Origin of the sequence: Streptomyces sp. NBC_01546 (assembly GCF_045208355.1) — a bacterium.
Classification (GTDB): Bacteria; Actinomycetota; Actinomycetes; order Streptomycetales; family Streptomycetaceae; genus Streptomyces.
The window spans coordinates 7,990,092-8,016,176 of sequence record NZ_CP109379.1 but is presented as its reverse complement, the minus strand read 5'-3'; the positions used below and the strand labels follow the sequence as shown (position 1 = coordinate 8,016,176).

At 68.7% G+C, this 26,085-nt stretch carries 21 protein-coding genes and 5 pseudogenes; 11 read left to right on the top strand and 15 right to left on the bottom strand.

Features of this window, described 5'->3' with window-relative positions:
• Positions 1-87 precede the first annotated feature (87 nt).
• Positions 88-1,500, top strand: coding sequence for an alpha/beta hydrolase family protein (locus tag OHA89_RS36610; protein ID WP_406368024.1), 1,413 nt, complete (start codon positions 88-90; stop codon positions 1,498-1,500).
• Between the two features lie 44 nt (positions 1,501-1,544).
• A pseudogene (locus OHA89_RS36605) lies at positions 1,545-1,643 on the top strand (ATP-binding protein); the annotation flags it as partial.
• Between the two features lie 322 nt (positions 1,644-1,965).
• Here OHA89_RS36605 and OHA89_RS36600 read toward each other — a convergent pair.
• Entirely contained in the window at positions 1,966-2,664 is a 699-nt protein-coding gene (locus tag OHA89_RS36600; protein ID WP_266612619.1) for an NADPH-dependent F420 reductase, read from the bottom strand.
• A complete protein-coding gene (locus OHA89_RS36595) occupies positions 2,661-3,473 on the bottom strand; it encodes an inositol monophosphatase family protein (RefSeq protein ID WP_266612240.1) in 813 nt (270 codons plus the stop codon). Before OHA89_RS36595 ends, OHA89_RS36600 begins: the two co-directional genes overlap by 4 nt.
• Before the next feature lie 115 nt (positions 3,474-3,588).
• Between OHA89_RS36595 and OHA89_RS36590 the strand changes: the two genes are divergently transcribed.
• A complete protein-coding gene (locus OHA89_RS36590) occupies positions 3,589-4,533 on the top strand; it encodes a LysR family transcriptional regulator (RefSeq protein WP_257558898.1) in 945 nt (314 codons plus the stop codon).
• Between the two features lie 74 nt (positions 4,534-4,607).
• Here OHA89_RS36590 and OHA89_RS36585 read toward each other — a convergent pair whose 3' ends face one another.
• Positions 4,608-4,994, bottom strand: coding sequence for a transposase (locus tag OHA89_RS36585; RefSeq protein ID WP_266612238.1), 387 nt, complete (start codon positions 4,992-4,994; stop codon positions 4,608-4,610).
• A gap of 284 nt (positions 4,995-5,278) precedes the next feature.
• Between OHA89_RS36585 and OHA89_RS36580 the strand changes: the two genes are divergently transcribed.
• Positions 5,279-5,860 (top strand): hypothetical protein, encoded by a 582-nt coding sequence (locus OHA89_RS36580; protein WP_406368023.1) that lies wholly within the window; start codon positions 5,279-5,281, stop codon positions 5,858-5,860.
• A 30-nt stretch (positions 5,861-5,890) separates the two neighbouring features.
• On the opposite strand, the gene OHA89_RS36575 is transcribed toward OHA89_RS36580, so the two are convergent.
• The 7 genes and pseudogenes from OHA89_RS36575 to OHA89_RS36545 form a co-directional block, all read right to left on the bottom strand.
• Positions 5,891-6,070, bottom strand: coding sequence for a hypothetical protein (locus OHA89_RS36575; RefSeq protein ID WP_406368022.1), 180 nt, complete (start codon positions 6,068-6,070; stop codon positions 5,891-5,893).
• Positions 6,071-6,148: 78 nt separating this feature from the next.
• A complete protein-coding gene (locus tag OHA89_RS36570) occupies positions 6,149-6,391 on the bottom strand; it encodes a DUF6247 family protein (RefSeq protein ID WP_266612235.1) in 243 nt (80 codons plus the stop codon).
• 27 nt (positions 6,392-6,418) lie between these two features.
• Positions 6,419-6,745 carry a hypothetical protein gene (locus OHA89_RS36565; RefSeq protein ID WP_406368021.1) on the bottom strand — a complete coding sequence of 109 codons (327 nt, stop codon included), beginning with the start codon at positions 6,743-6,745 and terminating at the stop codon, positions 6,419-6,421.
• Positions 6,746-7,737: 992 nt separating this feature from the next.
• Positions 7,738-8,181: a hypothetical protein gene (locus OHA89_RS36560; RefSeq protein ID WP_266612232.1), complete on the bottom strand. Its 444-nt coding sequence runs from the start codon at positions 8,179-8,181 to the stop codon at positions 7,738-7,740.
• A 277-nt stretch (positions 8,182-8,458) separates the two neighbouring features.
• Entirely contained in the window at positions 8,459-8,923 is a 465-nt protein-coding gene (locus tag OHA89_RS36555) for a hypothetical protein (RefSeq protein ID WP_406368020.1), read from the bottom strand.
• 50 nt (positions 8,924-8,973) lie between these two features.
• Positions 8,974-9,168 (bottom strand): annotated as a pseudogene (locus OHA89_RS36550) (single-stranded DNA-binding protein); the annotation flags it as partial.
• 45 nt (positions 9,169-9,213) lie between these two features.
• Positions 9,214-10,182: an oxidoreductase gene (locus OHA89_RS36545; protein ID WP_266612230.1), complete on the bottom strand. Its 969-nt coding sequence runs from the start codon at positions 10,180-10,182 to the stop codon at positions 9,214-9,216.
• 127 nt (positions 10,183-10,309) lie between these two features.
• On the opposite strand from OHA89_RS36545, the gene OHA89_RS36540 reads away from it, so the two are divergent.
• Together OHA89_RS36540 and OHA89_RS36535 are read left to right on the top strand one after the other, a co-directional pair.
• The gene (locus tag OHA89_RS36540) at positions 10,310-10,963 is read left to right on the top strand and encodes a TetR/AcrR family transcriptional regulator (RefSeq protein ID WP_215145158.1); all 654 of its coding nucleotides are present in this window, start codon (positions 10,310-10,312) and stop codon (positions 10,961-10,963) included.
• Between the two features lie 638 nt (positions 10,964-11,601).
• A pseudogene (locus OHA89_RS36535) lies at positions 11,602-11,823 on the top strand (ATP/GTP-binding protein); the annotation flags it as partial.
• A gap of 120 nt (positions 11,824-11,943) precedes the next feature.
• Here the strand turns inward: OHA89_RS36535 and OHA89_RS36530 are convergent.
• Together OHA89_RS36530 and OHA89_RS36525 are read right to left on the bottom strand one after the other, a co-directional pair.
• Positions 11,944-12,597 (bottom strand): response regulator transcription factor, encoded by a 654-nt coding sequence (locus OHA89_RS36530; protein ID WP_257558889.1) that lies wholly within the window; start codon positions 12,595-12,597, stop codon positions 11,944-11,946.
• Positions 12,594-13,739 carry a sensor histidine kinase gene (locus OHA89_RS36525; protein ID WP_406368019.1) on the bottom strand — a complete coding sequence of 382 codons (1,146 nt, stop codon included), beginning with the start codon at positions 13,737-13,739 and terminating at the stop codon, positions 12,594-12,596. Before OHA89_RS36525 ends, OHA89_RS36530 begins: the two co-directional genes overlap by 4 nt.
• 178 nt (positions 13,740-13,917) lie before the next feature.
• On the opposite strand from OHA89_RS36525, the gene OHA89_RS36520 reads away from it, so the two are divergent.
• Positions 13,918-14,880 (top strand): SDR family NAD(P)-dependent oxidoreductase, encoded by a 963-nt coding sequence (locus OHA89_RS36520; protein ID WP_257558887.1) that lies wholly within the window; start codon positions 13,918-13,920, stop codon positions 14,878-14,880.
• A 330-nt stretch (positions 14,881-15,210) separates the two neighbouring features.
• Here the strand turns inward: OHA89_RS36520 and OHA89_RS36515 are convergent.
• Positions 15,211-15,970 (bottom strand): annotated as a pseudogene (locus OHA89_RS36515) (maleylpyruvate isomerase family mycothiol-dependent enzyme).
• 348 nt (positions 15,971-16,318) lie between these two features.
• Between OHA89_RS36515 and OHA89_RS36510 the strand changes: the two are divergent.
• The 3 genes from OHA89_RS36510 to OHA89_RS36500 all read left to right on the top strand — a co-directional run bounded on the left by OHA89_RS36510 (position 16,319) and on the right by OHA89_RS36500 (position 20,917).
• On the top strand, positions 16,319-17,035 hold the full coding sequence (locus tag OHA89_RS36510) for a DUF6333 family protein (RefSeq protein WP_266612618.1): 717 nt from the start codon (positions 16,319-16,321) through the stop codon (positions 17,033-17,035).
• 211 nt (positions 17,036-17,246) lie between these two features.
• The gene (locus OHA89_RS36505; RefSeq protein ID WP_406368018.1) at positions 17,247-19,703 is read left to right on the top strand and encodes a hypothetical protein; all 2,457 of its coding nucleotides are present in this window, start codon (positions 17,247-17,249) and stop codon (positions 19,701-19,703) included.
• 230 nt (positions 19,704-19,933) lie between these two features.
• Positions 19,934-20,917 carry an LGFP repeat-containing protein gene (locus OHA89_RS36500; protein WP_406368017.1) on the top strand — a complete coding sequence of 328 codons (984 nt, stop codon included), beginning with the start codon at positions 19,934-19,936 and terminating at the stop codon, positions 20,915-20,917.
• Between the two features lie 328 nt (positions 20,918-21,245).
• Here the strand turns inward: OHA89_RS36500 and OHA89_RS36495 are convergent, their stop codons facing one another.
• Positions 21,246-24,077 (bottom strand): tetratricopeptide repeat protein, encoded by a 2,832-nt coding sequence (locus tag OHA89_RS36495; protein ID WP_266612225.1) that lies wholly within the window; start codon positions 24,075-24,077, stop codon positions 21,246-21,248.
• A gap of 51 nt (positions 24,078-24,128) precedes the next feature.
• Positions 24,129-24,569 (bottom strand): hypothetical protein, encoded by a 441-nt coding sequence (locus OHA89_RS36490; RefSeq protein WP_406368016.1) that lies wholly within the window; start codon positions 24,567-24,569, stop codon positions 24,129-24,131.
• A 1,363-nt stretch (positions 24,570-25,932) separates the two neighbouring features.
• Here OHA89_RS36490 and OHA89_RS36485 point away from each other — a divergent pair.
• A pseudogene (locus OHA89_RS36485) lies at positions 25,933-26,080 on the top strand (TerD family protein); the annotation flags it as partial.
• Positions 26,081-26,085 lie beyond the last annotated feature (5 nt).

Sequence of the window (26,085 nt, the reverse complement as noted above, 5' to 3'; positions counted from 1 at the left end):
CATCCAGGCACCGCGTGAAGCGCCGTTCGGGGGAACGACGGGTGTCGCGCGGGCAGGCCCGACGTGCGGCTCCTACGTTCGGCTGCCATGACGTACGTACCGAGTGATCGCGCCGCCGGCCCCACCCGCCGCACCACCCTCGCCGGGCTCGTCGGCGGGGCCGGGGCCGTGCTGGCCGCCGGGTGCACGCCGTCGGGCGCCTCGCCCGCGAACGCGCCCGCACCCGCCCCCTCGGACTCGGCCTCCGCTGCCGCGGGCGGACCCACGCCCGGGGTGATGACCCTCTTCAAGGACCCGGCCTTCAACTTCAACGGGCTCCTGGCCCTCGGCGGCTCCGGATTCGGCGCCGCCGAGGTGGGCGAGGTCCTCACCGCCGTGAACACGATCAACAAGGCCGGCCTCTCGGCCCAGACGTACACCGAGACGTTCAGGAAACTCGGCGACCAGCTCGTGAAGCCGTCCCAGGGCAGCAAGCCCGACCAGCAGACCACGCGCTTCCGCGCCTTGCGGGCCGCGCAGTACTACGGCCAGGCGCTGTTCTTCGTCCTCGGCTCCGACGACCCGGGCAGCGAGGAGCAGCTGTACAAGGCCGGGCGCGGGGCCTGGGACACGTTCTGCGGGCTGTACGACCCGGCGCCGGTGACGGCGAAGGTCCCGTACGGGAAGACCCCGCTGCCGGTGTGGTTCTTCCGGCCGGACACCTCGGGCGAGCGGCGCCCCACCGTGATCCTGACGAACGGCAGCGACGGGCAGGACGTCGACATGTGGACCTACGGCGTCTCGGCCGCTCTGACGCGCGGCTGGAACGCCCTGGTGTACGACGGGCCCGGCCAGGGGCAGCTGCTCTTCGTCGACCAGGTGGTCTTCACACCGCGCTGGGAGACCGTCGTGACGCCGCTCGTCGACTGGCTGGTCGCTCGCCCGGACGTGGACACGGACAAGATCGCCCTGACCGGGCTGAGCATGGGCGGGAACCTGGCGCCCCGGGCCGCGGCCTTCGAGAAGAGGATCGCCGCCCTGGTGGCGATGCCCGGCTGCTTGTCACCGTGGCTCGGCTTTCCTCCGGAGCTCCGGAAGATCGTCACCCCGGACAAGGAGGAGACGAACGCCATCTGGAACAAGGAGGTCGTCCCCGAGCTGCCCCCGGACGCGGCCGCGGCGCTGAAGAAGCGCATCGAGCCCTTCTCCGTGCCGGCGATGCTCGACGCCCGCAAGGGCAAGATGTTCACCGACTTCTGGACCCCGGCCAAACTCATCGAGTCGCTGGACATCACGAACGTCGTCGGCGGCATCAAGGCGCCCACGCTGGTCCTCGACTACGACTACGAGCAGTTCTATCCGGGCCAGCCGCGCCAGATGTTCGACAAACTGACGGCCCCCAAGGACTACGTGAAGCTCACCACGGCCACCGGCGCGCAGCTGCACTGCTCCCCGATGGCCCCGCAGCAGCACTGCGATGTCGTCTTCGACTGGCTGCAGGAGAAGCTCCCCGGCAGCTGACGCAAGACGACTCCGGCCAGTGGTCACTGACCACCGGCCCCTACCGACTCCTCCACCACTGCGAAGTGATCTCCGTCAGCGGCCCCAGCTACCGGTTGAAGAACCGCCTCAAGGCCATCGAGCGAGAGGACGACGTGGCCTGACCGGCTGCGATCAGGCCACCGGTCCTCGCCCGGCGGGATGAAGGCGTCGGCGCCATCAGCATCCTCGACATGCCCCTGGGCATCGACCGTGATGGCCGTCGCCCGCCCCTGCGACGTGACGAGCCAGGCCAGCACCTGTTCCGTCAGCGGCGTTCCCCCTGGGCCCTCGTCCTTCCGAAGAGACACCGCCCCATCATCACTTGGTCGCGGGGTGCCCAGACGACGCCGGCCGTCTTCGTGTGGCTGGTGAAGCTGGATCCGGTGTAGCCGGAGAACGACCACCACCGCTAACTGGTTCTGGTCTGAACGGGGTCTTGGTGGGTCAGCGGGCGAGGGTGACGGCGAAGGGCTTGAAGCCGTGTCGGCGCAGGATGTGGGGCACGACCAGGATCATGGCCTCGGTGGCGCGGGCTGTGGTGATGTCGCCCAGGTCCTCGATCCGTTCGGGCTGCCAGCCCAGGTCGCCGAGCAGGCCGGTGACGGTCCTCTTCGCGTTCTCGTCGTCGCCCGAGAGATAGGCGGTCGGTGCAATGGCCAGGGTTTCGGGGGCGGTCATGACCATGAACAGCATGGTGTTGAGGGTCTTGACCACATGGCTGTCGGGGAGCGCGGCCTGGAGCTTCTCGGCGAGGCTGCTGCCGGGATAGCACAGGTCGCCGGGCAGGCCGTCATCGTCGTCGCGGGTGGCGTTGGAGACGTCGACGAGGATCTTGCCGGCGAGTTCGGTGCGCAGGTCGGTGAGGCGGTCCAGGGAGCTGTCGCCGGGGGTCGCGTTGATCACGATGTCCGTGACGCGGGCGGTGGTGCGCAGGTCGGCGAAGGTGATCCGCGGGGCGGGTCCGGCGGCACGGGCGGTGGTGCCTTCGGGGTTCCGGCTGCCGAGGGTGACGTGGTGTCCGGCTGCGGAGAGCTTGCCGGCGAGGTTGGTGCCGACGCGGCCGGCGCCCAGGATGCCGATGTTGGTCATGCGGTGATGCTCCTTGCGGTATCGGGGTGGGGAAGAGCGGAGACTTCCGGTCAGGCGGTCGGCGAGAGGACCTTGAGGGCGGCGGCGTGGATGCCGGGGGCGGCGGCCAGGAAGTCGCGGCTGCCGGTGTTCCAGGGTTCTCCCGCCAGGTCGGTGACGGTGCCTCCGGCTTCGGAGACCAGCAGGGCACCGGCTACCAGGCCGGAGCGGACGTCGGAGAACTGCCAGAACGCGTCCATGCGTCCGGCGGCGACATGGATGAGCTGCATCGTGGCGGGAACGGACACGCGCACGACCAGGCCGTTGATGAGCATGGCGGTGACGGAGTCACCGATCCGCCGGAAGGTGCGCTCGTCCTCGCCGGGCTTGGCCTGACCGGTGCCGATGAGGGCGGCGCCCAGGTCGGTCTTGGCGGACACCTTCAGGGGCCGGCCGTTGAGGCGGGCACCGCCGCCGGCGACCGCGGTGTAGGTGTCGCCGGTCAGCGGCAGGTGGACGACGGTGAGTACCGGCAGGTTGTCGCTGACCAGGGTGGCGGTGACGGCCCAGTCCTCCATGCCGTGGACGTGGTTGATGTTGCCCTCGGCGGGGTCGACGACCCACCACTCCCCGGGCGGGAGCGCGCCGCCGGCCAGCTCGTCCTCGGCCCACTGCGACCCTTGCCGGGCCCGCAGCAGCGGTTCCCGCAGCACGTCCAGCACCGCGTCGTCGTTGGCGTGGATCTCGCCGACGACCTCGTCCAGACTCACGCCCCGGGCGTGCGAGGTGTAGCGGTCGCGCAGCGTGACGCCGGCGGCCTTCACCACAGCGGTCACGTCGGACAGGAGCGTCGCGTCGGCGTCGAAAGGCATGGCTGTGCTCATGGTGGGCTCCTTGGGATCGGTCTAAGCGGGGTGGTTGTCTCGCCCCCGCACTTCGAAGGTAGGCCGCTTGGTCATTAACAACAAGTGCATGCTTGTCACTTGTAGAGTTACTGCCATGCAACTGGATTTGAACCTGCTCACGGCCCTGGACGCCCTGCTGGAAGAGGGGAGCGTCGCCGGCGCGGCAGCCCGCCTCCACGTCACCGCACCGGCGATGAGCCGCTCCCTGGGCCGCATCCGCAAGGCCACCGGTGACCAGATCCTGGTCCGCACCGGCCGCAGCATGGTCCCCACCACACGCGCGCTGGCCATGCGCGCCCAAGTCCACGCCCTCGTGCAGCAGGCCCACCAACTTCTGTCCGCGCAGCAGGAACTCGACCTGGCGGCTCTGGACCGGGTGTTCACCGTGCGCTGGCACGACGCCCTGACCGCAGCCTCCGGCACCGCCCTGATCACCGCCGTCCACCGCCAGGCCCCCGGAGTCCGGCTGCGCCTGTCCGCCGAACCCGGGACGGACGACGCCGAACTGCGCCGGGGTGAGGTCGACCTCGAATCCAGCTCCAGCACTCCGACGCTCCCCGACATCCGCCACCGCCTCGTCGGCAGGGACCGGCTGGTCGTCGCCGTCCGACCGGGCCACCCGCTCGCCGAAGGCCCGCTGAGCCTCGAGCGCTACGCAGCCGCCGAACACCTCACCGTCTCGCGACGCGGAAGCCTGCGCGACCCGATCGACGACGCCCTGACCACACGCGGACTCGAACGACGCGTCGCCGCCGCCGGGCCCACCGCCGCCTTCGCACTGCAACTCGCCCTCGACACCGACCTGGTCGTCACCCTCCCCGACGCGGTCACCCGTACGGCTCGGGAACAACTCGGCCTGGCCACGCTGCCGCCGCCCCTGCCGCTGCCCGACGTCCCCCTGTACCTGCTGTGGCACCAGCGCTACGACGACGATCGCGCCCACACCTGGCTGCGAGACCTGGCCACCGAGACCGTCCAGGCACTATTCGCACCACCGACCGCCTCTCAACAGCCCGTCACCAACCGGACCGGGCAGTGACGGATACGCCCGGCCTGCGGCAGCTGACTCCTGCTCTCGTGAACGTCACCTATAAGTGGGCATCTGATCAAGGTTCAGGCCGTGTTGACCGATTGGCCCGTCAGCCAGCCGAACGTCCTCTCGATCACCCAACGCTTCGGGATGGGTTCGAACCCGGCGGCGGAGGCTCGCTTGACGACTTCGACGTCGACGCCGAGGCCGGCTCCGTGGTTGATGACAGAGGCCTGGTAGCCCCCGTCGGCCCAGACCTTCGTCACGCCGGGATGGGACGCGGCGAGGTGTTCGAGGAGTTCTTTGCCGCCGGCGGAATCGTGCGCTGAGGCGGCCGTGACGATCACGGCAAGAACGAGGCCGAGGGTGTCGGTAACCAGGTGATGCTTGCGGCCTTTGATCTTCTTGGCGGCGTCGATGCCCTGGCTGGATTCGGGCACGTTGCCCGAGGTTTTCACCTGTGCGTCCACAACGGCCGCCGTCGGCGTGGCAACCCGTTCCTGTGCCCGGCGGGTTCTGTCCCGCAACAGGCCATGGACCTGCTGCGTAGTCCCGTGACGGTTTCCCAGTTCGCGTAGAGTCGTAGACCGTTTTGCAGGGCGGGAAGTCGTGCGGCAGGTCCTCCCATGGGACGCGGTCACTCGACCAGCCCAAACCACCCACAACGTAGATCAGATGCTCTCTTAAGGGCTGCCGGGCGCCGAGCAGTATGTGTGAGACTCCCTCTGAATGATCACTCGGGGGGAGTTTCGCGTTGAACGCGCTGTTGAAGAGGGTGTGGATCGGGCTGGCCGCGACCTTGATCGTGAGTCTGGCCGCCGTGGTCCTGCCGGACCACATCCAGATAGCCGACGACGGGCGCGTCCGCCTGGGCGCGGCCGCGCCCACGCCGTCCCCATCCACGGCGGCGCCCACACCGGAGTCCACGTCACCGCCCCTCACACGGGACGCCGTGGACGAGGTGATCCGGACCGCGGTCAGCGCGGCGGGCCTCGACCCGGCGCAGGGCCGCCCGACCGTCGCGGCCGACGCCAACTCGAACAGGACGGGCTGGATGGCAGTCCGCGAGAAGACCGCCGCACAGTCGGAGGTGAACGCGATCTGCGCCGACCTGGAGCGCCAGGGCTGGACGCTGAACCCGAACGGCGACCGCCCCGACGCCTCCCGCAGCTACAAGCGCGGGGGCTGGTACCTGCTGGTGAGCACACGCGGGAAGACCCAGACGCCGTCCACCACCTCCGCCTTGACCGACTCGCAGACCTACCTGACCCTGACCGGGCTCCAGCTGAACCTTTCCGACATACCCCTCCCCGAGATCACCGTTCGCATCGGCTGACCCCTTAATGCGGCCGAGAGCAAGGCGTTGCTACCCGAGCCAGACGATGTCCAGGACGGACAGGTGCCGGGTGAGGCGGTTGACCGTGTAGACGACGGACAGCTGTCCGACGGACGCAGCGCGGACGCCCTCGCCCTCCGGATCGCCGGCGTTCCACTGGGGCCAGCCCCGCGGGGAGCGCACCGCGATGTCGAGGACGTCGCGGACCATCTCCCTGGCCGGGTCGGGAAGCTCGGCGAGCGTCTTCGCGGCCCTGCGGGGAAAGACGCACCGCCCACGGCTGACCGGTCACCGGCGGCGACCGAGGACGTCGTCCAGGTCCACGAGGCCAGACTCGTCGCGGCGGGGGTCCATGAAGGCGTCGACAGCCGGGGCCGCGGCGACACGCAACCGCCAGGTACGCACCACCTCGTGCAAAGGGGTGAGGCTGAAGGAGTCGCGGGCATCCTCCGGGGCCTTGGCCCAGTCCCGCTCGAAGGCCGGCACCACCGGTCCGCGCGGCGATCTGCGCGCAGCTGCGAGGCGGCGCATGCGGCCGTCGTCGGTCGTGCCGACGTCTTAGAGCCGCGGGCTCCGCAGCGGCGGCTCCGCCCCACCCCACGAGAAGGCATAGGGGTCCGCGCCACCCGAGTATGCGCAAGCGATCCCGGCGTCGGGCAGGTCGAACTCCTCTCGCAGCCACCCGTCCATGGAGAGGGCGGCAACCTCCGGGCGGTAGTCGGTCAACGGGAAGTCGAGAGAGACGATCTCGAGGTGGATGCCCTTCGGATACCTGGTGCACAGCTCCTCGGCACGGAGTGCGACGGCGAAGGAGAGCCAGGCCAGGTCTTCCCAGTACATGCCCGAACCCGGAAGCAGCAGGCGTACTCCTCGGTAGATCTGCATGAAAGGAGCAGATGCCTGGCCCGGCGGCACGATTCGGGCCGAGAGGTCTGCCGCCAGTCCGCCGAGCGGACTCCTGAGCCGATATTTGAATGTTCGAATCATTTTCGCTCAATTCACACAGGAGGTTGATGCTATCCCGGTCCGGGGACCCGGTGGGGGTGCAGCCCTCGCCACCGCCTCGATGGACGCCCTGCACCCGAAAAGCACAGCCTCACCCTGCGCATGCTCCTCAACGAAATCCGGGCCTGAACAGGAGTGGACTCACCACTCCTCGCGCGGTTGCGAACACCAGCGCGTTGGATGCAGTGGCGAGGAGTCAGCGGATGACGCGGGCGTCCACTTCTTCGCGGTCGAGGTCGCTGCCATCGGTGGCCTGGACTCGACGGCGATGCCGGACAGGGCCGCGCGGAAGGTGCTCTTGCCAGACGTGTAGACCATTCCGGATACGCGCACCCGCGGTTGCCGCGCCAGCTGGAGGGCGCATCAACGCCGGATGACGAACGGCCTCCTGGGGCGCGGGCCAGTAGCGTCGTGGGTGGCAGTTTTGCGGCCGTAAACACGGAGTGGCTCCATCCGCAGTCAGCGAACCGGAGCCACGAGAAGGCACTGCCAACTGCCTGGGCGCCGTGAGCCGTCAGCCGTCAGCCGTCAGCAGACGCTCCAGCCGCAGCGTTCGCCGCTCCTCGTCCTTTTCTCGAAGACGGGGTCGGCGACGGCGTTCCCTTCGTTCCATCGCACCCTGGGCAGCTTTCGGACATCCGTGGCCGGGCGGCGGGTACTCCCGGGCCGGCACGGGCGAATTGCGTGCACTCACCCCTGGGGAATAATGCGAACGTTCACAGCGTCGTGTCACGACTCCGCGCATCCGCGTTCCAGCCTCCTCAGCCGCCTCTCACCAGCCACGAAACGCGTTGTTGTGCGGTGCACTTCAGCCGACCTGTTGTCCCGGTCAACCCTCCCGGGACAACAGGGGCGTCGGTGCGCTGTGGGGATCAGCCGAAGTCGTACACGGTGACCGTCACAGACCCGCCTTCATCGCTGATGGTGTACTCGCCGGGGCCCGTGTAGGGCACGCAGCCGTCGGCGAGGATGTCGTCATCGTTAATGCCGGTGTCGTCCTCCCCCACGAAGGCACATACCTCGGTGACCAGGTGGGGGACGAACCTGTGCTCGGCTCCGCCGAACAGCGGGTAGCGGGGCAGGGTCGGCGTGTTGATGTCCCGATCCGGGTGCTCCCACAGGGCAGTCTGCTGGCCCCACGGCGCCCTCACGACGACCTCGCCATACGGTTCGGGCAGGTCGTTGTCATCGCTCTCCCGGGGATTGGAGAACTCAATCGAGTACGTGATGGGCCCACTGGATGCCTGGGCCGCGCCGACGCTGACCAGTCCGACCAGCATCAGGGCTGCCGAGGCAACGACCACCAGCCGGCCCACAGAATTACAACGCACCTCAATCCCCTTCTACTTGGAGTAGCCGAGTGATTACCGCAAGTAGCCTAGGGTGGGGTTGCGGCGACTCCTACAAACCCATGGGCAAACCGCCCGGAGGGATGGGACCGAGTCATTGCGCGGGCGCACACGCGAGCGCGAGCAGCTCCACCAACGGGTGATACCGGGCAGCTGCGGAGTCGGCTGCGGCGACTGGGGCACCGGAAAAAATCAGGACCAGGGGGCGCGGCGCCGACGGCCATGGCGAGGGTGGTGTCGCTGCTCATCTCTGCGTCCGGCGGGCGTGGCGGGCGGCGGTGAGGTCGAGCACATCGTCACGGGCGGTCCGGGGCGGGCTGTCGAGATTGACGGCGTGGCTGCGCAGAATCGAGACCAGGTACCGGCCGACCGACGGGGCTTCGGCGGGGATGCCTCGGTCAAGGGCGGCGGCGAGCATGTTGGCGAGCTCGCGGGTGTGGTGGGCGAGGGCGTCGGCTGCGTGCCGGGCGGCCTCGGCGGGGCGGTGGCGGCGGGTGAGCTGCTGGGTGAGGCTGGCGAACACGTCCCCGGGCAGGACGGCGAGGGGCTGCTCGGCGTTGAGCTCGTCGGCGAGGCGGCGCAGCATGGCGGCGGCGGTGGCGCGCGGAAGGTTCGAGCGGACGGCGGCGGGGCCCTGGTTCGGAAGGGTGACGATCAGGCGGTGAGTGTCGAGGGAAGCGAGGGTGACGATGTCGGGCGTGCGGGTCACGGGGCGGGGCTCCTGTCCAGCGGTAAACGATGACGCGGGTTTTCGCTGGCGAGGGTGGCGGCGATGTTCTCAGCGGCATGGCGCCAAACCGGGCAGGTCAGCAACAGGCTTTCACCGTCGTTCCATTCATTGGTCTGCCGGTCGAACGTGCGCGGGGTGGATGGGATGCGGAACGCGGCGACTGCGACGCCTCCCCGGGTGAACCTGAGTTCGGGGTCGTCGACCAGGTTGCCGACGACGGTCACAAAGGTCTCGCCTTACGAATGTCTCCGAGGTGAACAGCGAGCTGGCTAGCAGGACTCTTGAGTGGGGCATGCAGCATCGTCGGACAGGCGGAAGGCAACGCCGGTGAGCTTCTCGGACAGCTCCCACAGCCGGCGGGCGGTGGTGGTGTCACGGATGGCGCGCTCGCGGTTGCGCAGGGTTGGTTCGCCGCGTAGCTGCAGCGGCCCGCCGGGCACGACATACGCTCCGCCCGGCAGGTTCGGGACGGTCGCGGCGTGCAGGGAGGTCTTGGCACCTTCGGGGGTGGGGCGGAAGGCAATGCGGAGCAGCAGCCGGGTCAACGCTCCATAGACTCGACCGCGGTTGCCGTTGGCGCCGCCGGTGAGAACGTTGGTGCGGGTGAGGCCGGGGGCGACGGCCGTGCTGCGCAGCCTCAGGCCGGCGGCGTCGGCGCGACGTTGCAGTTCAGTGGCGAAGTAGAGGTTGGCGCGCTTGGACTGCAGGTAGGCGAACATGGCGCCATAGCGGCGTTCGGCGTTGAGGTTGTTCAGGTCGAAGCGGGCGAACCGCTGGCCTTCGCTGCTGACGGTGACCACCCGCGGATCGGGCGAGGCGAGCAGATGAGGCAGCATCAGCCCGGTCAGGGCGAAGGTGCCCAGGTGGTTGATCCCGAACTGCGACTCGAAGCCATCGGCGGTCCGGGCAAACGGCACCATCGCCACGCCGGCGTTGTTGACCAGCAGATCGAGCCGGTCATGGTCCCAGCCGTCGGCGAAGGCACGTATGGAGGCAAGATCGGCTAGGTCCAGGAGGCGCACCTCGGCATCGGCGCCGGGTGCCCGGGCGAGCAGCCGGTCCAGGGCGGCCTGCCCCCGCTGGGGACTGCGGCAGGCCAGCACGACATGGGCTCCCCGGCGAGCGAGTGTCTCTGCCGTGACCTGGCCGATGCCGCTGTTGGCTCCGGTCACCACCACCAGGCGGCCGGATTGGTCGGGGATGGAGTCGAGGGTCCACGTACGGGAAGAGCTGGGCATGGCCTTCCTTCTCCTAGCTCGAGGGCATCCGGCGCGCAGCTGGACAGGAGCCCGCTTAATGCAACTTCTAGTTGCGATACGCTGGAGCCTGACACGTGAGTACCTGCTAACGCAACTAGGAGTTGCAATGGAGTTGGGTTCCTCCGGCCCCGCCCGCCCGGTCGGGCGCGGCCGCAAGGCTCAGGCGGCGGTGCGCGCCGCCACCCTCGCCGAGTTGGTGGACCGGGGATACGCCGAGCTGACCGTCGAAGGCGTGGCTCAGCGAGCCGGGGTGCACAAGACAACGCTCTACCGGCGCTGGAAGGACCGCGCGAGCCTGGTCGTCGACGCGCTGGCCGAGCACTTCGCCACTGACATCCCCATTCCGGACACCGGCGCCGTCGAGACCGACCTACAAGCGCTCGCCCAAGCGCTTGTGCAGAGCATGTCGGGCCCGGTGGGCAGGGCGGTGCAGACCGCGATGTACTCCGACGCCGGTCGGCTGCCGGAGATCGCCGAGGCACGGCGGCGGGTCTTCGCCGACCGGTTCCAGCGGGCCGAGCCGGTGATCGCCCGCGCCATCGAACGGGGCGAACTCCCGGCCGACACCGATCCGGTCGAGCTGATCAAAACGCTGGTCGCTCCGATCTACTTCCGGCTGCTGGTCAGTCCTGATCCGGTCGAGGAGGGCACCGCCGACCAGGCCGTGCGGATCACGCTCGCCGCCGCCCGCGCCGGCGCGCTGACACAGGGCTCCGGCGTAGCCGTCAAGGCAACCGAAGCGGGCACCGGTCAGGCATGAAGGGGCAGGGTGCTCGCGCCGCCCCAGCACTCCTTCCCGGGGCCGTGTACGCGACCGCGTACCGGACCGCCCCGGACGTGCCCGCGGCGGCGGTGCCGCGCAGGCGGGGGGCCACGCCAGCGTCGCCCGCAGGCCGCCCGACCCCTACTGGAACCGGTCAATCACCCGCGCCTGGCCGAACACAGCCGGCGGCACCGTGTCGGGCGCGGTCAGCCGGTGGATCGATGCCCCAACTCCCCCGTCACCAGCCCGGCCAGCGCGTCGGCGTCCTCCTCGGTGGACCGGCCCGACACCCGGTCCTCCCCCGCCACGTCGTCCGCCAAGACCAGCCACTGGGCATCGAGACCGATCGTGCGCGCACGGCCGCAGTGCCGGCCACGGCCAGCGTGGCCGCGGGCAGGGTGGCGGGGACGCCGATCTTGTCGTGAGCGTGGAGCCAAGCCACGACGCACGCCGGTCGAACTCCGGATGTGTTGCGCTGCCGCCCACGGGATCGGGGACGTCGGGCAGGCGCTGGCGCTCGTTCACCTCAGGAAGGGCCGAGGCTCGGCGAGTTCATCCCCATGGGTGAGGTGCAGGGAGGATGCCGGATCTCGCGGCGGGTTTCCGGCCCATACGGGACGAGCCGTGATCGCACCCTCCAACACCACCGCCCCGGCACACTCCCCCGCCACGCCACGTACCTCCACCAGCGCACCGTCGGCCGCATCGGCAGCCTCACCAGGCTCATCCGGCAAGCCGCCAACACCGCCATCCACAACGGCACCGAACGCATCACCAAAGCAGTGTTGGACGCGATCCGCCTCGACCACCACGCCGAAACCCAACAACGCCCCCACCCCCGTCGATCAGCACGCTGACCAGCACAAACACATCCCAGAACACGAAAAAGCGCCTCGGTCCTTTACACCGAGGCGCTACCTGCAACACCCCAGCTCACCGAGCCACTGATACCGCAACCGCCCTCCCCCTCAGCGACATCAGTTCGGCGTGATGCCGGTGAGGACGGCGAGAACAGCGAGACGGATGCGGTTGTCCCGGCCCGTCTTCGCCATCAGGCTGGCCACGTGCGTCTTCACCGTGGTGACCCCGAGATGCAGCCGGTCGGCGATCTCCTTGTTGGACAGGCCTACGCCGAGCAGTCCAAGCACCTCTCGCTCGCGCGGGGTGATGGCCGGCGCCGGGAAGTCCGTAGGAGTGTCCGAGGAGGAACGGGTGTGGAGAGCCTGGGCGACGAGGCGGTCAAGGACGTCCCGGCTGAAGGGGGCCTCTCCGTTGGCGGCCCGGCGTACTGCCTCCAGGAGTTCGGCCGGTGGGGTGTCCTTGACGAGGAAACCGCAGGCTCCGGCCGCGAGCACCGGATACAGATGGTCGTCGTCGTCAAACGTGGTGAGGGCGACGACCCGGGTGGCAGGGCGTGCGGTCAAGATGCGGCGGGTGGCCGTGATGCCGTCCATGCCGGGCATTCTCAAGTCCATGAGGACGACGTCGGGAGTCAGGTGTTCCGCCAGTCGTACCGCCTCCGCGCCGTTGTCCGCCTCGCCCAGGATCTCGATGTCCTGCGCCTGCTCGAAGAGCATGCGCAGTCCCATTCGGACGAGCTGCTGGTCGTCGACGACGAGGATGCGGATCACAGCTGGGGCTCCATGTCGGATGCGAAGGCGGGAAGTTCGGCCGTGAGCCGCCAGCCCTGAGCGGCGGGGCCCGCATCCAGTCGGCCGCCGAGCAGGTCCACGCGTTCACGCATGCCGATCAAGCCGTGTCCGGAAGGGCCGGAGGCCGGTGGCCGGGCCCTTCCGGCGCCGTCGTCGTGGATCGTCACGTGAACGGCATCATCGGCCACCCGCACGGCCAGCTCGGCGTGTGCGCCGGGCCCGCCGTGCTTGGCCGCGTTGGCCAGGCCCTCTTGGGCCAGGCGGAGGACCGCGAGGCCACGTACCGCGTCCAGCCGCGCGACGCGGGGATCCACGGAAGCGGTTACGGTCAGGCCGGTCTGGCGGCTGTGTTCCACCACCGACTCCAAAGCCGCCGGCAGAGCTCCGGGCTCGACCAGGGAGCCGGTGCCGGGACCGGTCCGGTCCGGGGCTCGCAGTACGGCGACCAGGCGCCGCAGATCGGTCAGTGCCGCACCGGCACTGGCGTGCAGGTCGTCGAGAACGTCGGTGATCCGCGGATCAGTGGTGCTGGTGGCTGCGGTGACGTGCCGGGCAACACCGACGCGCAACACCATGGAGGAGACGTGGTGGGCCACGAGGTCGTGCAACTCGCGTGCGATGGTGGTGCGCTCCGCCGCGCGGGCGGCCAGCAGCTGTTGTTCGGCACGAAGTTCCTGCTGTTCCGCGTGTCGACGGGCATGCACCGCAGCGTCGCGGGTCACGCGTACGTACGCGCCCAGGAGCAGCGGCAGGCCTGCGACGATACCCATCTTGTAGAGCACCGGCAGGAGTTCGCCGGGCAGGTCTTCGAAGCGGTTCACGGCGACGGCAAGTGCCAGTCCCGTCGTCCCGGCGGCGAGGCAGCGTCCGGACTGCTGTACCGCCAGCTCGAAGAGAGTAACGGCGGCCAGCACCTTCAACGAAGGAACGATGCTCGCGCCCAGCGTGTGTGCGGCAACGAGCAGGACCGACTGCGCCAGGAGCGCACCGAACACCCATTTCCCCGCGGCCAGGCACAGCACGAGCCCGGCTGCGGCGAGGCTCCAGTCTCGTGCCCCGGAGGGCCGCTGCAGCAGCAGGAAATAGCCGACCATTACGCCGGCAAGCGCAAGGATCCGCATGCCGGCGAATCTTCTGTCGAACGCAGGCTCAATCCAAGCTCTGTTCACACGCCCACGATAGGCGGACGCCCGTGCGCCCGGGTCCTGCCATGGGAGGAGGCCACCTCCTCCCACCGGCCGCGATGTCCGGCCCGTGGAGGGAGTCGGGAACCCGGGTCGGGCGGCAAGAGTGATCGTCATGGATACCAATGCGCATACGGGCACGAGTGCCAACGCAGACGCAGAATCCACCGCCATGGGGCGGCGGTCCCTCCTCGGTGGTGCGGCCGCTCTGGGGCTGGGGAGCGCGGCCTTCGGCACCACCGCCCACGCGACCGGCGCCCAGCCGAGGTCCCGCACCAAGGCCGGCCGCTTCCAGGGAAAGTCCGTGCTCATCACGGGTGGCACATCCGGCATAGGCAGGGCGGCAGCGAAGGCGTTCGCCCTTGAGGGCGCCCACGTCGGATTCTGTGGCAGACGAGCCGAGTTGGGGCGCCAGGTGGAACGCGAGATCCGGGACGCGGGCGGCGAAGCCACGTACATCGAGGCCGATGTCCGCGTGGACGCCCAGGTTCGCGGCTTCGTCGACCGAGTCGCGAGCCGTTACGGCGGCATCGACGTCGCCTTCAACAACGCCGGCATCGGCGGCGGCAAACTACCCCATGAGATGAGCGTCGAGGAGTGGGATGACGTCCAGGCCACCAACGCCCGGGGAGTGTTCCTCGCGATCAAGTACGAGATTCCGCACATGCTCAAGGCGCAGCGCGGCGTCATCATCTGCACCTCGTCATCAGCGGCCGAACAGGCGCGGCCGAACGGCGCCGCGTACACCGCAAGCAAGCGGGCGGTGCAGGGCATGGTGAAGTCCGCAGCCCTCGCGTACGGACCCAAGGGAATCAGGCTCAACGCCCTGCTGCCCGGCACCACCGATACCCCCTTCGTCCGCCCGCCGGGAATCCCGGACGCGGACTGGGTGAAGTACAAGCAGGCGTGGGGACCGCTCAACGTCGACGGTCTCGAACGGATGGCCGAAGCCGAGGAGATCGCGCGCGCGGTGCTCGGGCTCGCGTCCGACGACTTCCCCTACATGACGGGTGCGTCGATCACCGTGGACGGCGGAAGCACCGCGGGCCGGAAGATGATCCAGCCGAGCGGTACGTGAGGCTGGGGCTTTCCCCGGAGGGGCGCGGAGTCATCGGAATGGCCCTCGACCTCCTCACCGGCACAACCCCGGACGCCTGGCCGGGCTGATGCTCGCCCGCTCCGGCGAAACCGCACCGGGGGTATCGCCCACGCCGCCGCGGGTTCACCACTCCTCGTGCGGTTCGGGAAGCACCAGATCCGTCCAGCAGTCCGTCTCGCACACGCGACAGCGCGGGGTCTCCACCAAGATGGCGGAGACCCCGCGCCGTGCGGCCTCGGCACAGCTCACAGGCAGCGATGTTCACCGAGGCGGACGTCATCAAGGCCGTCCGCTGGCGGTATTGACTGGCTACTCCTCGGGCTCCCAGGCGATCAGCTGCTCGAACACCTGCTGGTCGCCCTCGGTCTTCAGGTCGCTCAGCGTGAGGCGGCCCCAGACGAAGAGGAGCAGCTGCTCGGCCGTGCCCGTGGCCGAAGCGGAGGCGGGCGCGGCGTCGTCCGTGAGGGGTGCGGGCCAGGCGCCGGTGCCGTCCAACGCGAGAAGCCAGGAGCGGCCCTCGGTGGCGTGGTAGTGGATGGTCGCGGCCTCGTGCGGCCAGGCCGCCGGGGTGGAGTTGCAGGTGTCGAGAAACTCGGCCACGCCGTCGATCGCGACGTCCGTCGGCATCGGCTGCACGGCGCCTGCGGCGAGCTGGGCGTCGTAGGTGTGCACCAGCACCTCGTGCACCCGGCGCCGGGCAACGCCCCAGGCATTCGTCGGCGACACGCCGGCGCCCCACCACGCCCAGCACTCGCGCTCCGGGCCAGCCTCGCGCAGCGCACTCAGCAGCAGCTCGTTCGACTCGGCGTACCAGGCCAGCAGCGCCTCGAGCTCGCGCGGCGCCTCCGCGGCATCCTTGCCCGGCGGAGCCTCGGCCGGGCCCGCGGCGACGATTGCGGCCCACCAGCGCTGGCCCGTACCCAGGTGCTGCACCAGATCGAACAACGTCCACTCGGGGCAGGACGGCACCGGCGCCTCAGGGCTGGGCGCGGCGGCAACCGCACTCCGGAACGCGGCCGACCGCTCGTCGATCAGTTGCAGCAGGGCGGAACTCAAGACTCTCTGTCACATCGCTTATCTATCACCCCAGCTCAGCCGACCGCACCCTATTCACCAGGCCGTCAGCTGCGGGAGTTAGAGCACCTGATAGAAAGCCTGGTCGTAGCCATATACCCTTCCTGGCTGGCTCGTTGAACGAGTCATGGGGAAGGGGAACGGTCCTCCGTGGATAGTGCCGGATGACCTGTGGGGGTGGATCGAGCCGTTGCTGCCGGTCAGGCAGCGGCGTCCGCGCCATCCCGGCCGGCTGCCACTGGACGACCGTGGTTGCCTGCAGGGCATCCGTGCACGGGGCGCACATCTGCCGAGGGGCTGGGCGGCGGCGCTTCTGTCATCGCCGGCCGTTACGGTGGCCCGCATGAACGAGAACACCTACTGGACCTCTGCGCCGGACCGGATCGTGCGCGGCTCGATGAGTCTGTGTCACCTGACAGTGTTCGAGGCGCCATTCAACGTCGACGCCCGCAACCTGCCCCCCAACGACCCTGAGCGCGCACGCGCGTTCGTCGAGTCGTTCGAGGGCATCGAGGCCGTCCTGGAGGACCTCGGGCCACGCTCCGCACAGACCCCGCTCCCATCGGCAGCACGGTCTGATCTGGACATCGTGCACGCTGCCGCGTGGGGCGGCATGTTGAGCATCGTGACTCCCGCGTTCGCGACCGACGGCAACGACGAGCCGCTCCGGTCGGCGGCGAAGGAGTTGCGGGAGCGGTTCCCGGATGCGCGGATCGTGGGACGGGTCTCCTACCACGGGGGGATGGAGCACACCGAGAACATCGTGTGGTTGCCGGACGGAGCGATGTTCCACGCATCGGGATGGCCGGATGATGAGCCGTTCGTCATCTCGGGCGATCCGCGTGCGGTGATCGCGTCCCTGGATCTCAGGGGGTGGATGGTGGACAACGCCGGCGTCGACCTGGACGTGCCCGCGAACGAGGTCTACTGGGCGGGCCTGGGGGGCTTGGCGCTCGGGCATTCGGATCCGTGGGGGTGGGAGGAGATGGAGACGACGGCGTTCCGTGTGCGGCACTCCGAAGACGCGGTCAGGGACATGGAGAGCTTGTACTTCGTCTAGGCGCAAGTCGGCGGATGCCAACTGGGGCCGGGGGTCGGGACGTGTGAACTGGCGGTCTGCGCACGTGTATTGATGCTTCGTCGACACGCATTAACTCGTCTTTACTTGTGACGGGTGGGGGCTATGGTGGTCGGGCGGCGTGTACACGTCACGGGGGCCCACGCGCCGCCCACCCCCCTCAAGGCCCCACCGGAGAGGGAAAGACGAGCTCTTGAACAAACACATTCGCTTACCGTCCAAGTGGCGGTTCGCGGCCAGGTTCACGGCCGCTGTCGGCCTGACGGCCGCGATCGTCACAACCGGGCTCCAGGCCGTCGAGGCCGCACCACCGAAGCTGCCGCCGGTCTCGGCGAAGATGAAGGCGGGATCCGGGAAGCGCTGCGACACCCGCAACGGCCTCCCGACCGCCCCGACGACACCGCCGGACTCCGGGTTCCCCGACAATCCGGCCGGGAACCTGTACAAGGACACTGCCCTCCCCAGGAACTTCGACTTCGACCTTCCGGGACAGGCGTACGACGGCCTTCAGACACCGACAGCCGCCCAGAAGACCGAGGCCCTGTCGAAGGTCCCCGGGGACCTGGACAAGAACGTCGACGCATGGAAGAAGATCGCCAACGCGTCGGGAAAGCCCGCGGACCGGGCGATGGAGATTTACGCCCGGTACTTCGCGAACAAGGAGAACCTGGGTTTCAAGCACTGGTTCGACAAGCGGTACATACGCAACCAGATCAACAACCACAAGGGCTCGGGCTTCGAACGGCAGCTCGTCAAGGACTACAAGCTGATCGGCCCGGACTGGCTGTGTGAGGTCACCGTCGAGCTGTTCGACAAGAACGGCGACAAGGTCGGCGAGCGCCGGTACGACGCCTACAACCAGAAGAGCAAGGAGTTCAACGAGTTCAAGTCGAACTCGAAGCTGACGGCGAAGCAGCTTGCGAACGACCGGGTCGTCGCCAAGTCGATGCCCGACCACAAGTTCCGCTTCACCGGCGCGAAGCCCTTCACCAAGGGTCAGGTCAAGCACATCGACGACCTGGAGCGCGACGTCCGCAACATGCGGAACGGGCAGACCGGGCAGGTGCGCGGAAACCAGCGCATGTACAACCCGGTGCCCAAGACCACCCCGATCAAGGGGTATTCGGACCATCAGCGGTGGTTCGCGCCCGCCTGCCAGACCGGCACAACGCAGCTCGCGGCGGCTGGCGCCAACACGTGCGGCACCCGCGGCCCCGCCAACGACCGGGCCCTGTCCTCCGGGAAGACCCTGGAAGAGGCGAAGCGCTACCAGCGGGACGCCAACCGCCTCGACCCGAGGGGCACCCTCCCCAGGGGCGGCCCGGGCGGCGTCGACTTCACCACCATGGAACTCCGGTACGTCGGCGGCCTCGAAAAGGGCAAGGGCATGAGCTACTCCATGCGCGCCGACCAGATGCCCGACCCGGACAACAACCCCGGCTTCGGCGGCGAAGCCCGGATGCAGCTCTCCTCCGACGCCCTGTTCACCTGGCTCGCCCTGACCCCCGAAAAGTTCTGGGTCAACCTGAACCCGGACCAGCCGGGCAAGGTCATGGATGCCAAGTTCGGCAAGACCGACGCCGGCCGCGTCCTCCTCGACGCCGACCTGGTCATGAAGCACGACTTCTCCGAGGCCCTGAACCCCAACAAGCATCCCGGGGGCAAGCTGTACTGGGACACAGCGCCGCGCCGCAACGGCATCCCCTGCTTCCCCGGTACCCGCTTTTGGATCGAGCCCGACGAGGCCAAGGTCCGCGAGCAGGACGGCGGGATCTACATCCTCGAATCGCCAATGGACGTCTCCGCCCAGTGGCTGGACGTCGACTACACGGTCCCCGGCTCCACCGAATGCACCGACCTCTCGGACGCCGAGAAGAAGGCCATCGAACTGTCGGTCAACGCCAACATCGTCCCGGTCATCCAGGAGCGGGTGAACAAGGACCCCAAGTACGCCGAGCTGCGCGCCGTCTACAACGCCCGCGTCGCAGCCGAGTACATCCGTCAGCAGGACGCCAAGTCCCCGACGGACTTCCACGACATCATCAACTCCAACGACGTCTCGGCCTGGCCGATCCGTGCTCCGCATGAGGACTGGACCCGTGAAAAGGTCTGGGACGAGTACATGCAGTCCATCAAGGAAGGCATCGAGTGGTTCGAGCTGGAGTACGGTGGCAAGCTGTATAAGCAGGGCGTCGGCGGCGTCGACTTCTCCAAGCAGCCCAAGCAGAACATCCCCAAGGCCCAGTTCGACACCCAGAACCGGGACCTGGACAACACCACCGTCAACTCCGGCAAGTCCGATGACGCCTCCTACCGGGACCTCGACACCCTGTACCTCGGCGCGGGCCCGGCCACAGAGGGCAGCGGCGAGGACCCGGGCGGCGAAGATCCCGGCGACGACCCCACCCCGACACCTACCCCGTCGGGCACCGGCAAGCCGACCAGCCCCCCGACGACCCCGGCCCCGGACCCCACCAACCCCGGCGGCGGAGACAACACGCCGCCCACACCGGAGGACCCCGACGGCGACCTCGCCGACACCGGCTCCAACACACCGGTGGGCCTGATCGCCGGTGTCGCCGCTGCCCTCGCAGCGGCCGGCGTCACCCTGACGTGGTGGATGCGGCGCCGCCGCACCGCGCAGGAGTAGCCTGACCAGGCAGTCACGTCTCACAGTGAAGGGCTCCACCCGTAAGTACGCGCCGGGTGGGGCCCTTCGCCGTCCCCGCCCACGATCCAGACGGGCCCTCTTGCGGTCACACAGCAGCCAGCCGACCATCCATACATCCAACGAACCGTGGAGAGGGTCCTCGCATGCCCACACCAACGCGGCGCCCACGGCGCCGACATACCGCCTTGAAGGCGACCCTGGTCGCGTTAGTGTCGCTCGCCGCACTCACCGTCCAGACCTCGCCGGCCGCCGCCGCCGACATCTGCGGCAGGCAGGTCGGCGGCGACATCCTCGCCAAGTACATCGAGACCGGCAGCGAGACCGGCCCGCTCGGCTGCCCCACCACCGACGAGGAGATCACCCCCGACGGCCGCGGCCGGTACAACCACTTCGCCGGAGGCTCCATCTACTGGACCCCCGAACGCGGCGCGCACCCCGTATGGGGCGCGATCCGCGGCAAGTGGGAGGCGATGGGCTGGGAGAAGTCCCAGCTCGGCTACCCGGTCGGCGATGAACTCACCAACGCCGACGGCGCGGGCAAGCGCCAGCAGTTCGAGGGCGGCACCCTCTACTGGCACCCCACCCTTTCCCAGGGCGCCCACCCGGTGTGGGGCCGCGTCGGGGAGCTGTGGGGGCAGTTCGGATGGGAAGGCGGCTACTTCGGGTATCCGACGTCGGACGAGACCCCCACACCGGAGATCAAGGGCATCATGCAGTCGTTCTCAGGTCGTAACGCCGTGCTGTGGTGGTCGCCCGGCTTCGATCACGGCGACACCAATCACCCCGTATGCAAGAGCGAGTGCGTCGGCTACACGTCGGTCACGAACACCGAGTGGGTCAAGCGGACCGAGATCGCCCGCGCCATCAAGGACGGCCAGATAGGCGGGAACGTCGACATCTCCGTCATCCCCACCGCCGAAGGCTTCGACAACGCCGACACCAGCTATGACCGGCTGTGGGACCAGTCGTTCTCCCAGGCCCCCTACCCGGACCGGTGGCTGACCGCCGAACAGGGATCCTCCCTGTACAAGCAGCTCGCCTGCCACGCCCGCTACTCCATCGACCTCGGCGGCGGCCCCGAGGGAGGCAACTCCTGGGACCTCGAAGGCTGGGCCCGTGACGTGTCCTGGGACTACGCCATGAACCCGCTCCTGGTCTGGACCCACCTGTGCAACTGGTACGAACCGGCCTGACGCACACCGCGTCCTCGGCCACCTCGACAGCATCGACTTCGTCGCGGTCCACGGGCCGCGCGTTTGCCCGCCACACACGGGTGCCACGGAGTTCCGCCCACCCGGCCGGGCCAGCCCCTGCCGAGTCGAGCCGGGCCGTGGGCGCGGTTCGGGGTCAGAGCAGTGTTCCCGTGGATTCCGGCTCATGTGGGCTGTCCTCGCCGGGGCAGTCTTGGAACTGGATGCTCAAGTCCACGAGGGGGTGGACAGCGCCTGGAGGGCTGTGGTCACCTGCGCGGTGTCGCGCAGGTGACGGGGCGTTCGGTCCGCTTGCTTCTGCGCGGGAAGCTCAGCCACATGCGCCGAGGAGTCTGAGAATCAACAGGACCTTCTCCTCATTGTGGCGATCGCCGGTGTCGCGGAAGATCTGGCGGGCGGACGCACAGGCTGTGACTGCCTCGTCGAACCGATGTGACCGGCCCAGTGCAATGCCGAGGTTGGTCAGGGCGGCGCCTTCATTGTCCCGGTCTCCGAGCTCGCGAAAGACGCGGACGGTCGCCCGCCCCGCGGACACGGCCTCCTCCAGGCGGTCTTCCTCTCTCAGAGCGTCGGCCAGATGTCCGAGCAGCATCCCTTCACCGTGCCGGTCGGCGGCCCGACGAGAGAACTGCACAGCAGGCTGCAGGGCGACGATCGCCTCCTTGAAGCGGCGCAGGTGCACCAGCCCCATACCCAAGCAGGTCACCGCGGCACCTTCGTTCTTGCCGTCTCCGAGCTCGCGGAACAACTCGAGCGCCCGTTGACGGACAGGAATGCTCTCTTCCCAGCGTTCCAGATCGTCCAGGGCGAACCCCAGGTTGTTCAGGGCGATACCTTCGCTCGGCCGGTCAGCGAGCTCGCGAAATGCCTGCACAGCTGGGCGACACAACGTGACTGCTTCCTCGAATTCTCCCACTCGGCGTAGCGCACTCGCGAGATTGGTCATCGCCATGGCCTCGCCGTGCCGGTCGCCCAGATCGCGGCAGATTTCTGCGGCTTCCCGATGAGAGCTGATGGCTTCATTCGATCTGCCAATCCGGAACAGGACGTTCCCGAGGCTGCCGAGCGCCATGCTCTGGCCATGCCGGTCATCGGTTTCACGCAACAGCTGTAGAGAGCGCTCCAACGCACTGGCGGCCTCATCGAAGCGTTCGGCTTGCTCCAGGGCGAGTCCGAGGTTGGCCCACGCCCGTCCGCCGCCGTGATCCCCGAGTTCGCCGGCGATTCTGACATCCTCTTGGTGAGCCTCGAGCGCTTCCTCGAACCGGCCCACCCGTCGCAGGGAGTTGCCGAGATTTCCCAGCATCATCCCTTCCCCGAGGCGATCACCCTGGTCCTTGCAGATCTGTGTGGCGAGCCGGTGCGCGTGGATCGCCTCCTCGAACCGCTGCATGTGGCTCAGGGCGTTCCCGAGACTCCCCATGGTCATGCCGTAGCTGTACACCTCGCCGAGTTCCTGGAAGAGAAGTGTCGCCGCCTCCAGGACGGTGACGGCCTCCTCGAACTGCCGTGCTGCCTGAAGGGAGTTGCCGAGGTTGGCCAGCGTCACGGCTTCGCCGAACGGGTCGTCTGCCACTTGGCACATGCGGGCGGCGCGCCGGTGGGCGGTCACGGCCTCTTGGACCCGTCGCACCTCATGGAGTGCACACCCGAGTGCGTTCAGCGCCCGGGTCTGTCCGTAGTCGTCGTCCAGCTCCTGCGCAGCCTCCAGAGCCATGGTCTGGAGGCTGATCGCGTGATGGAAATGCCGTCGCCAGTCGAGAAAACGCTCCAGAGTCAGCGGCAGATCACGGGCCGACGCCATGCGGCCGGCATTGTGGGCGGCGAAGGCAACTGCGGATAGGTTGGGATATTCCCAGTCCAACCACCTCAGAGCGTCGTCACGGTCAGGAAATCCATTGCCTGTTGAAAAATCGGCCTTGGGATCCAGATGGGCGCAAGCGGCCTGTGCGGTGCTCAGGTAGTAGTCCAGCAGACTGGTGAACGCCGGTCCGCGGCCGCTTGCCTCAAGGCTGTCGGCATGGCCCGAGGACAGTTCTTCAGCGAACAGGCGGACCAGGTCGTGCATGCGCCAACGGCCGTACGAGGCGCCACGCTCGATCAGGTGGGAGCGGGCCAGCGCCTCCAAGCGCCTACGTACGACAGCGCGCTTGCCCTGTACCAGAGCTGCGGTGGCCTCGGTGGAGATGTCGGGACCGGGATTGACCGGCAGCAGCCGGAACAGCCGCGCCTCCTCGGCAGGCAGCCGGCGGTAGGACAGATCGAAGGCGGCACGCACGGCGGTATCAACGTAGCTGAGTTCATCCAGACGGCAGTGCTCGTCTTGCAAGTCTTCGGCCAAGGCCGCCAAAGGCCGCGCCGGGTCCTCGGCCAGCAGTGCGGCGGTGATCCGCAGAGCGAGGGGGAGGCCGCCGCACAACCGCGCGATGGCGGCGGCATCGTCAGGATGGTCGGTGACGCGAGAGTCTGTGGGGCGGGCTTCGGTGAGCGCTCGGTGCAGCAGCACAGTGGCGTCGGGAAGGTCCAGGACGCCGAGTTCCAGGAAGCGGGCGCCCAGTAGACCGAGGGTCTCGCGCGAGGTCACGAGTGCCCTGTTGACGCCGTCGGTGGGCAGCAAGGGGGAGGCCTGTCCGTGGTCGGAGGCGTTGTCAATCACGATCAGGAGGCGCCGGCCCTGCGCGGCGAAGGCGCGCAGCACGCTGCGATAGAGCCAAGTGAGGGCTTGGAGATCGGCAGGGATGTGTTCACCGGGCATGCCGAGGGCGCGCAGCATCTGGTCCAGGGCCTTTTCGGGAGACAACCGGCGCTCGTTGTCGTAACCGAACATGTCGACGAATAAAACGCCACCCGGGAACCAGCCCGGTTGCCTGAGTGCCTGCGCGGCAACCTGTACGGCGAGTTCGGTCTTGCCCACTCCGCCCAGGCCGGTGACTCCGGGGGTCGGCGTCACCTGCTCCGGTGTGGTGACCGGGGCGAGGCTCTGCAACAGGTCACGCACCTGACAGTCGCGGCCGGTGAAGGTGGGGGCGGCCGCAGGCAGGCCGGACAGGGCGGGCGTGATCGCCGGGGGCAAGTGCACGGTGATGTTCCTGCCCATGATCACTTCGCGGAAGAACACCCCGCCCTCGATGCGGTTCGACACCGAGGCGTACGCATCCTCCGTGTGCCGGTCATCCGGCCGGTTCACGGCTGTTCAGCCCTGAGCCGGAGGTGTACGGGGTGCGGGACGATCCGCCGGGGGCCCTGTGACGAAGGAGGCTCCGGGGAAGTCGCGGCCCTGCACGACCGGACCGTAGAAGGTGCCGCCGCTGATCATGTTGCGCACGTCGCCCTCCTCGAAGCGCACGCGTCGCGCCTGCTCGTGCCATCGCTGTAGGTCGGCCAGGTCGTTCGGGTCCGCGTCAGCCCGGGCGGCCAGTGCCGTACTCAGCGCTTGTGCGGCTGTCCGGTCAGTCGGGGCCCGCTCCAGCTCCTCCAGCTCTGCCTCCCCGAGCTGGGGTGCATCCACCGCGCCGCTGCCATGCCTGAACGGCCGCCGTACGAGCGCGCGCAGTCCCGACCACGCATCTCGCCCCAGCGCGTCGCCGGCCCCACCGGCCAGCGCCAACAGCAGTCCCACCGAAATCGGATCCACCCGACACCACCCTCCGCACCGCTGCACTCGCAAGGAGTAACGCTCCGGGATGCGGCGCGGTTCCGTCAACAGGCATCCGGCGCGAGGCTTTCCACCATTTCGGGTCGGAACGCAGGAGCCGACCACCCCTGGATCACTGCGGTTCCAGGGAGTGTCCCGCAACCCCTGGTCATGGGTGGGACCAAGGCGTCGTACACGGCCCGTGCGCACGTTGCCGGAGGCCGGAACGGCCACGGGCGCACGAACGCCGCTCCGTCCATATCGATCCGGGACTGCAGATGGTCCCGTAACTGGTGAGTCGCGGGCGTGAGAGCAGCGGGCAACGCGTCCCGGGGCCAGCGCAGCACGGCAGTTGATCGCGGGGGGACTCTCACGGGGGGTCCGTTCTGGTCGTCTCGAAGCCTCCACACGGAGGGGCAAGTGCCTGACCTGGGCCACTGGCCTGTCCATGCTTGTTGCGGGGCGCTGCGCCTGCACGGGAGGCCGGGGAATGGGCGCCGGCGGGGACCGGGGCGAGCTGAGGTCAGGAGCGAATCGTCCGGTGACGGCCAGCCAGTCAAGGTCGCTGCAGTGAACCGCTCCACCAGGTCGGTGTAACGGGTGACCTCGACCAGCCGGTGCGGCGGGATCCCCGCGGCACCGCGGAGGGCTGCGGCCGTGGCGGCAAGGCGGGTACGGCGCTCTTCGACCGTGGCTGCCGCCCGCGCCCGGGCAGCAGCCACAGAGCCCTCCTGCCGGGCCAGGAGAAGGCACCAGATTGTCCTGGCCCGCCACCTGGTCATCCATCCCAGAGGCCAGATCATTTGCCCCCGCAACATCGGCCGCCGCCAGATGAAGCTCCTCCACAGCGGCCGCGACTCCAGCGTCCCCGGCCAGCGGGACGTGCCCGGTGCGCTCCAGTACGGACCAGGCCGCCGCACTCGTGCCGCTCGCACCACGATGCCCAGCAAGCTCGGCAGCCTCTCACGAGCCCGAACTCATACCTAAATGGACCGGCTAAATGCGTAGTCAACACCCTCTGATCCGGGATACCGGAGCGGCGTCTTCGCCTCCCCGGACCTCAACCGGCGCGCGGTATACGCGATCGGTATGACGTCGTCCCTCGGCAAGGGCGCCGAAGCCGTGGCCCAGCGCTGGGCCCTCGCCGCCTTCGGTAACCAAGTGCCTGATTGAGAACCTCGGAAGCCCAGGTCGGAGGCGGTTCCGGAACGGCCCATCCATCCGGTTCAAGCGCCATGCCGGGTAGGTCGTGATCACGGTGAAGCCCGCGCTCCTCAAGGCGATCCCAAGCACGAGCACAGCCCTATCGCCCGATCCTGGGCAACCCCACGACGGTGATGCGCCGCAGGTTCGCACTCAGGCACTCGGCGAGGACCCGTCCATGGAGCCAGCGATGTTCTTCGGCGAGGTCTACCGGCACGGCGGCGAGCGGAAGTTGCGAACCGTTGGCCCGGGGGGATGCGTCAGGGCTGCGAGGTATCGCTCTAGACTTCAGGGTCAATGATTCGTAAAGCCA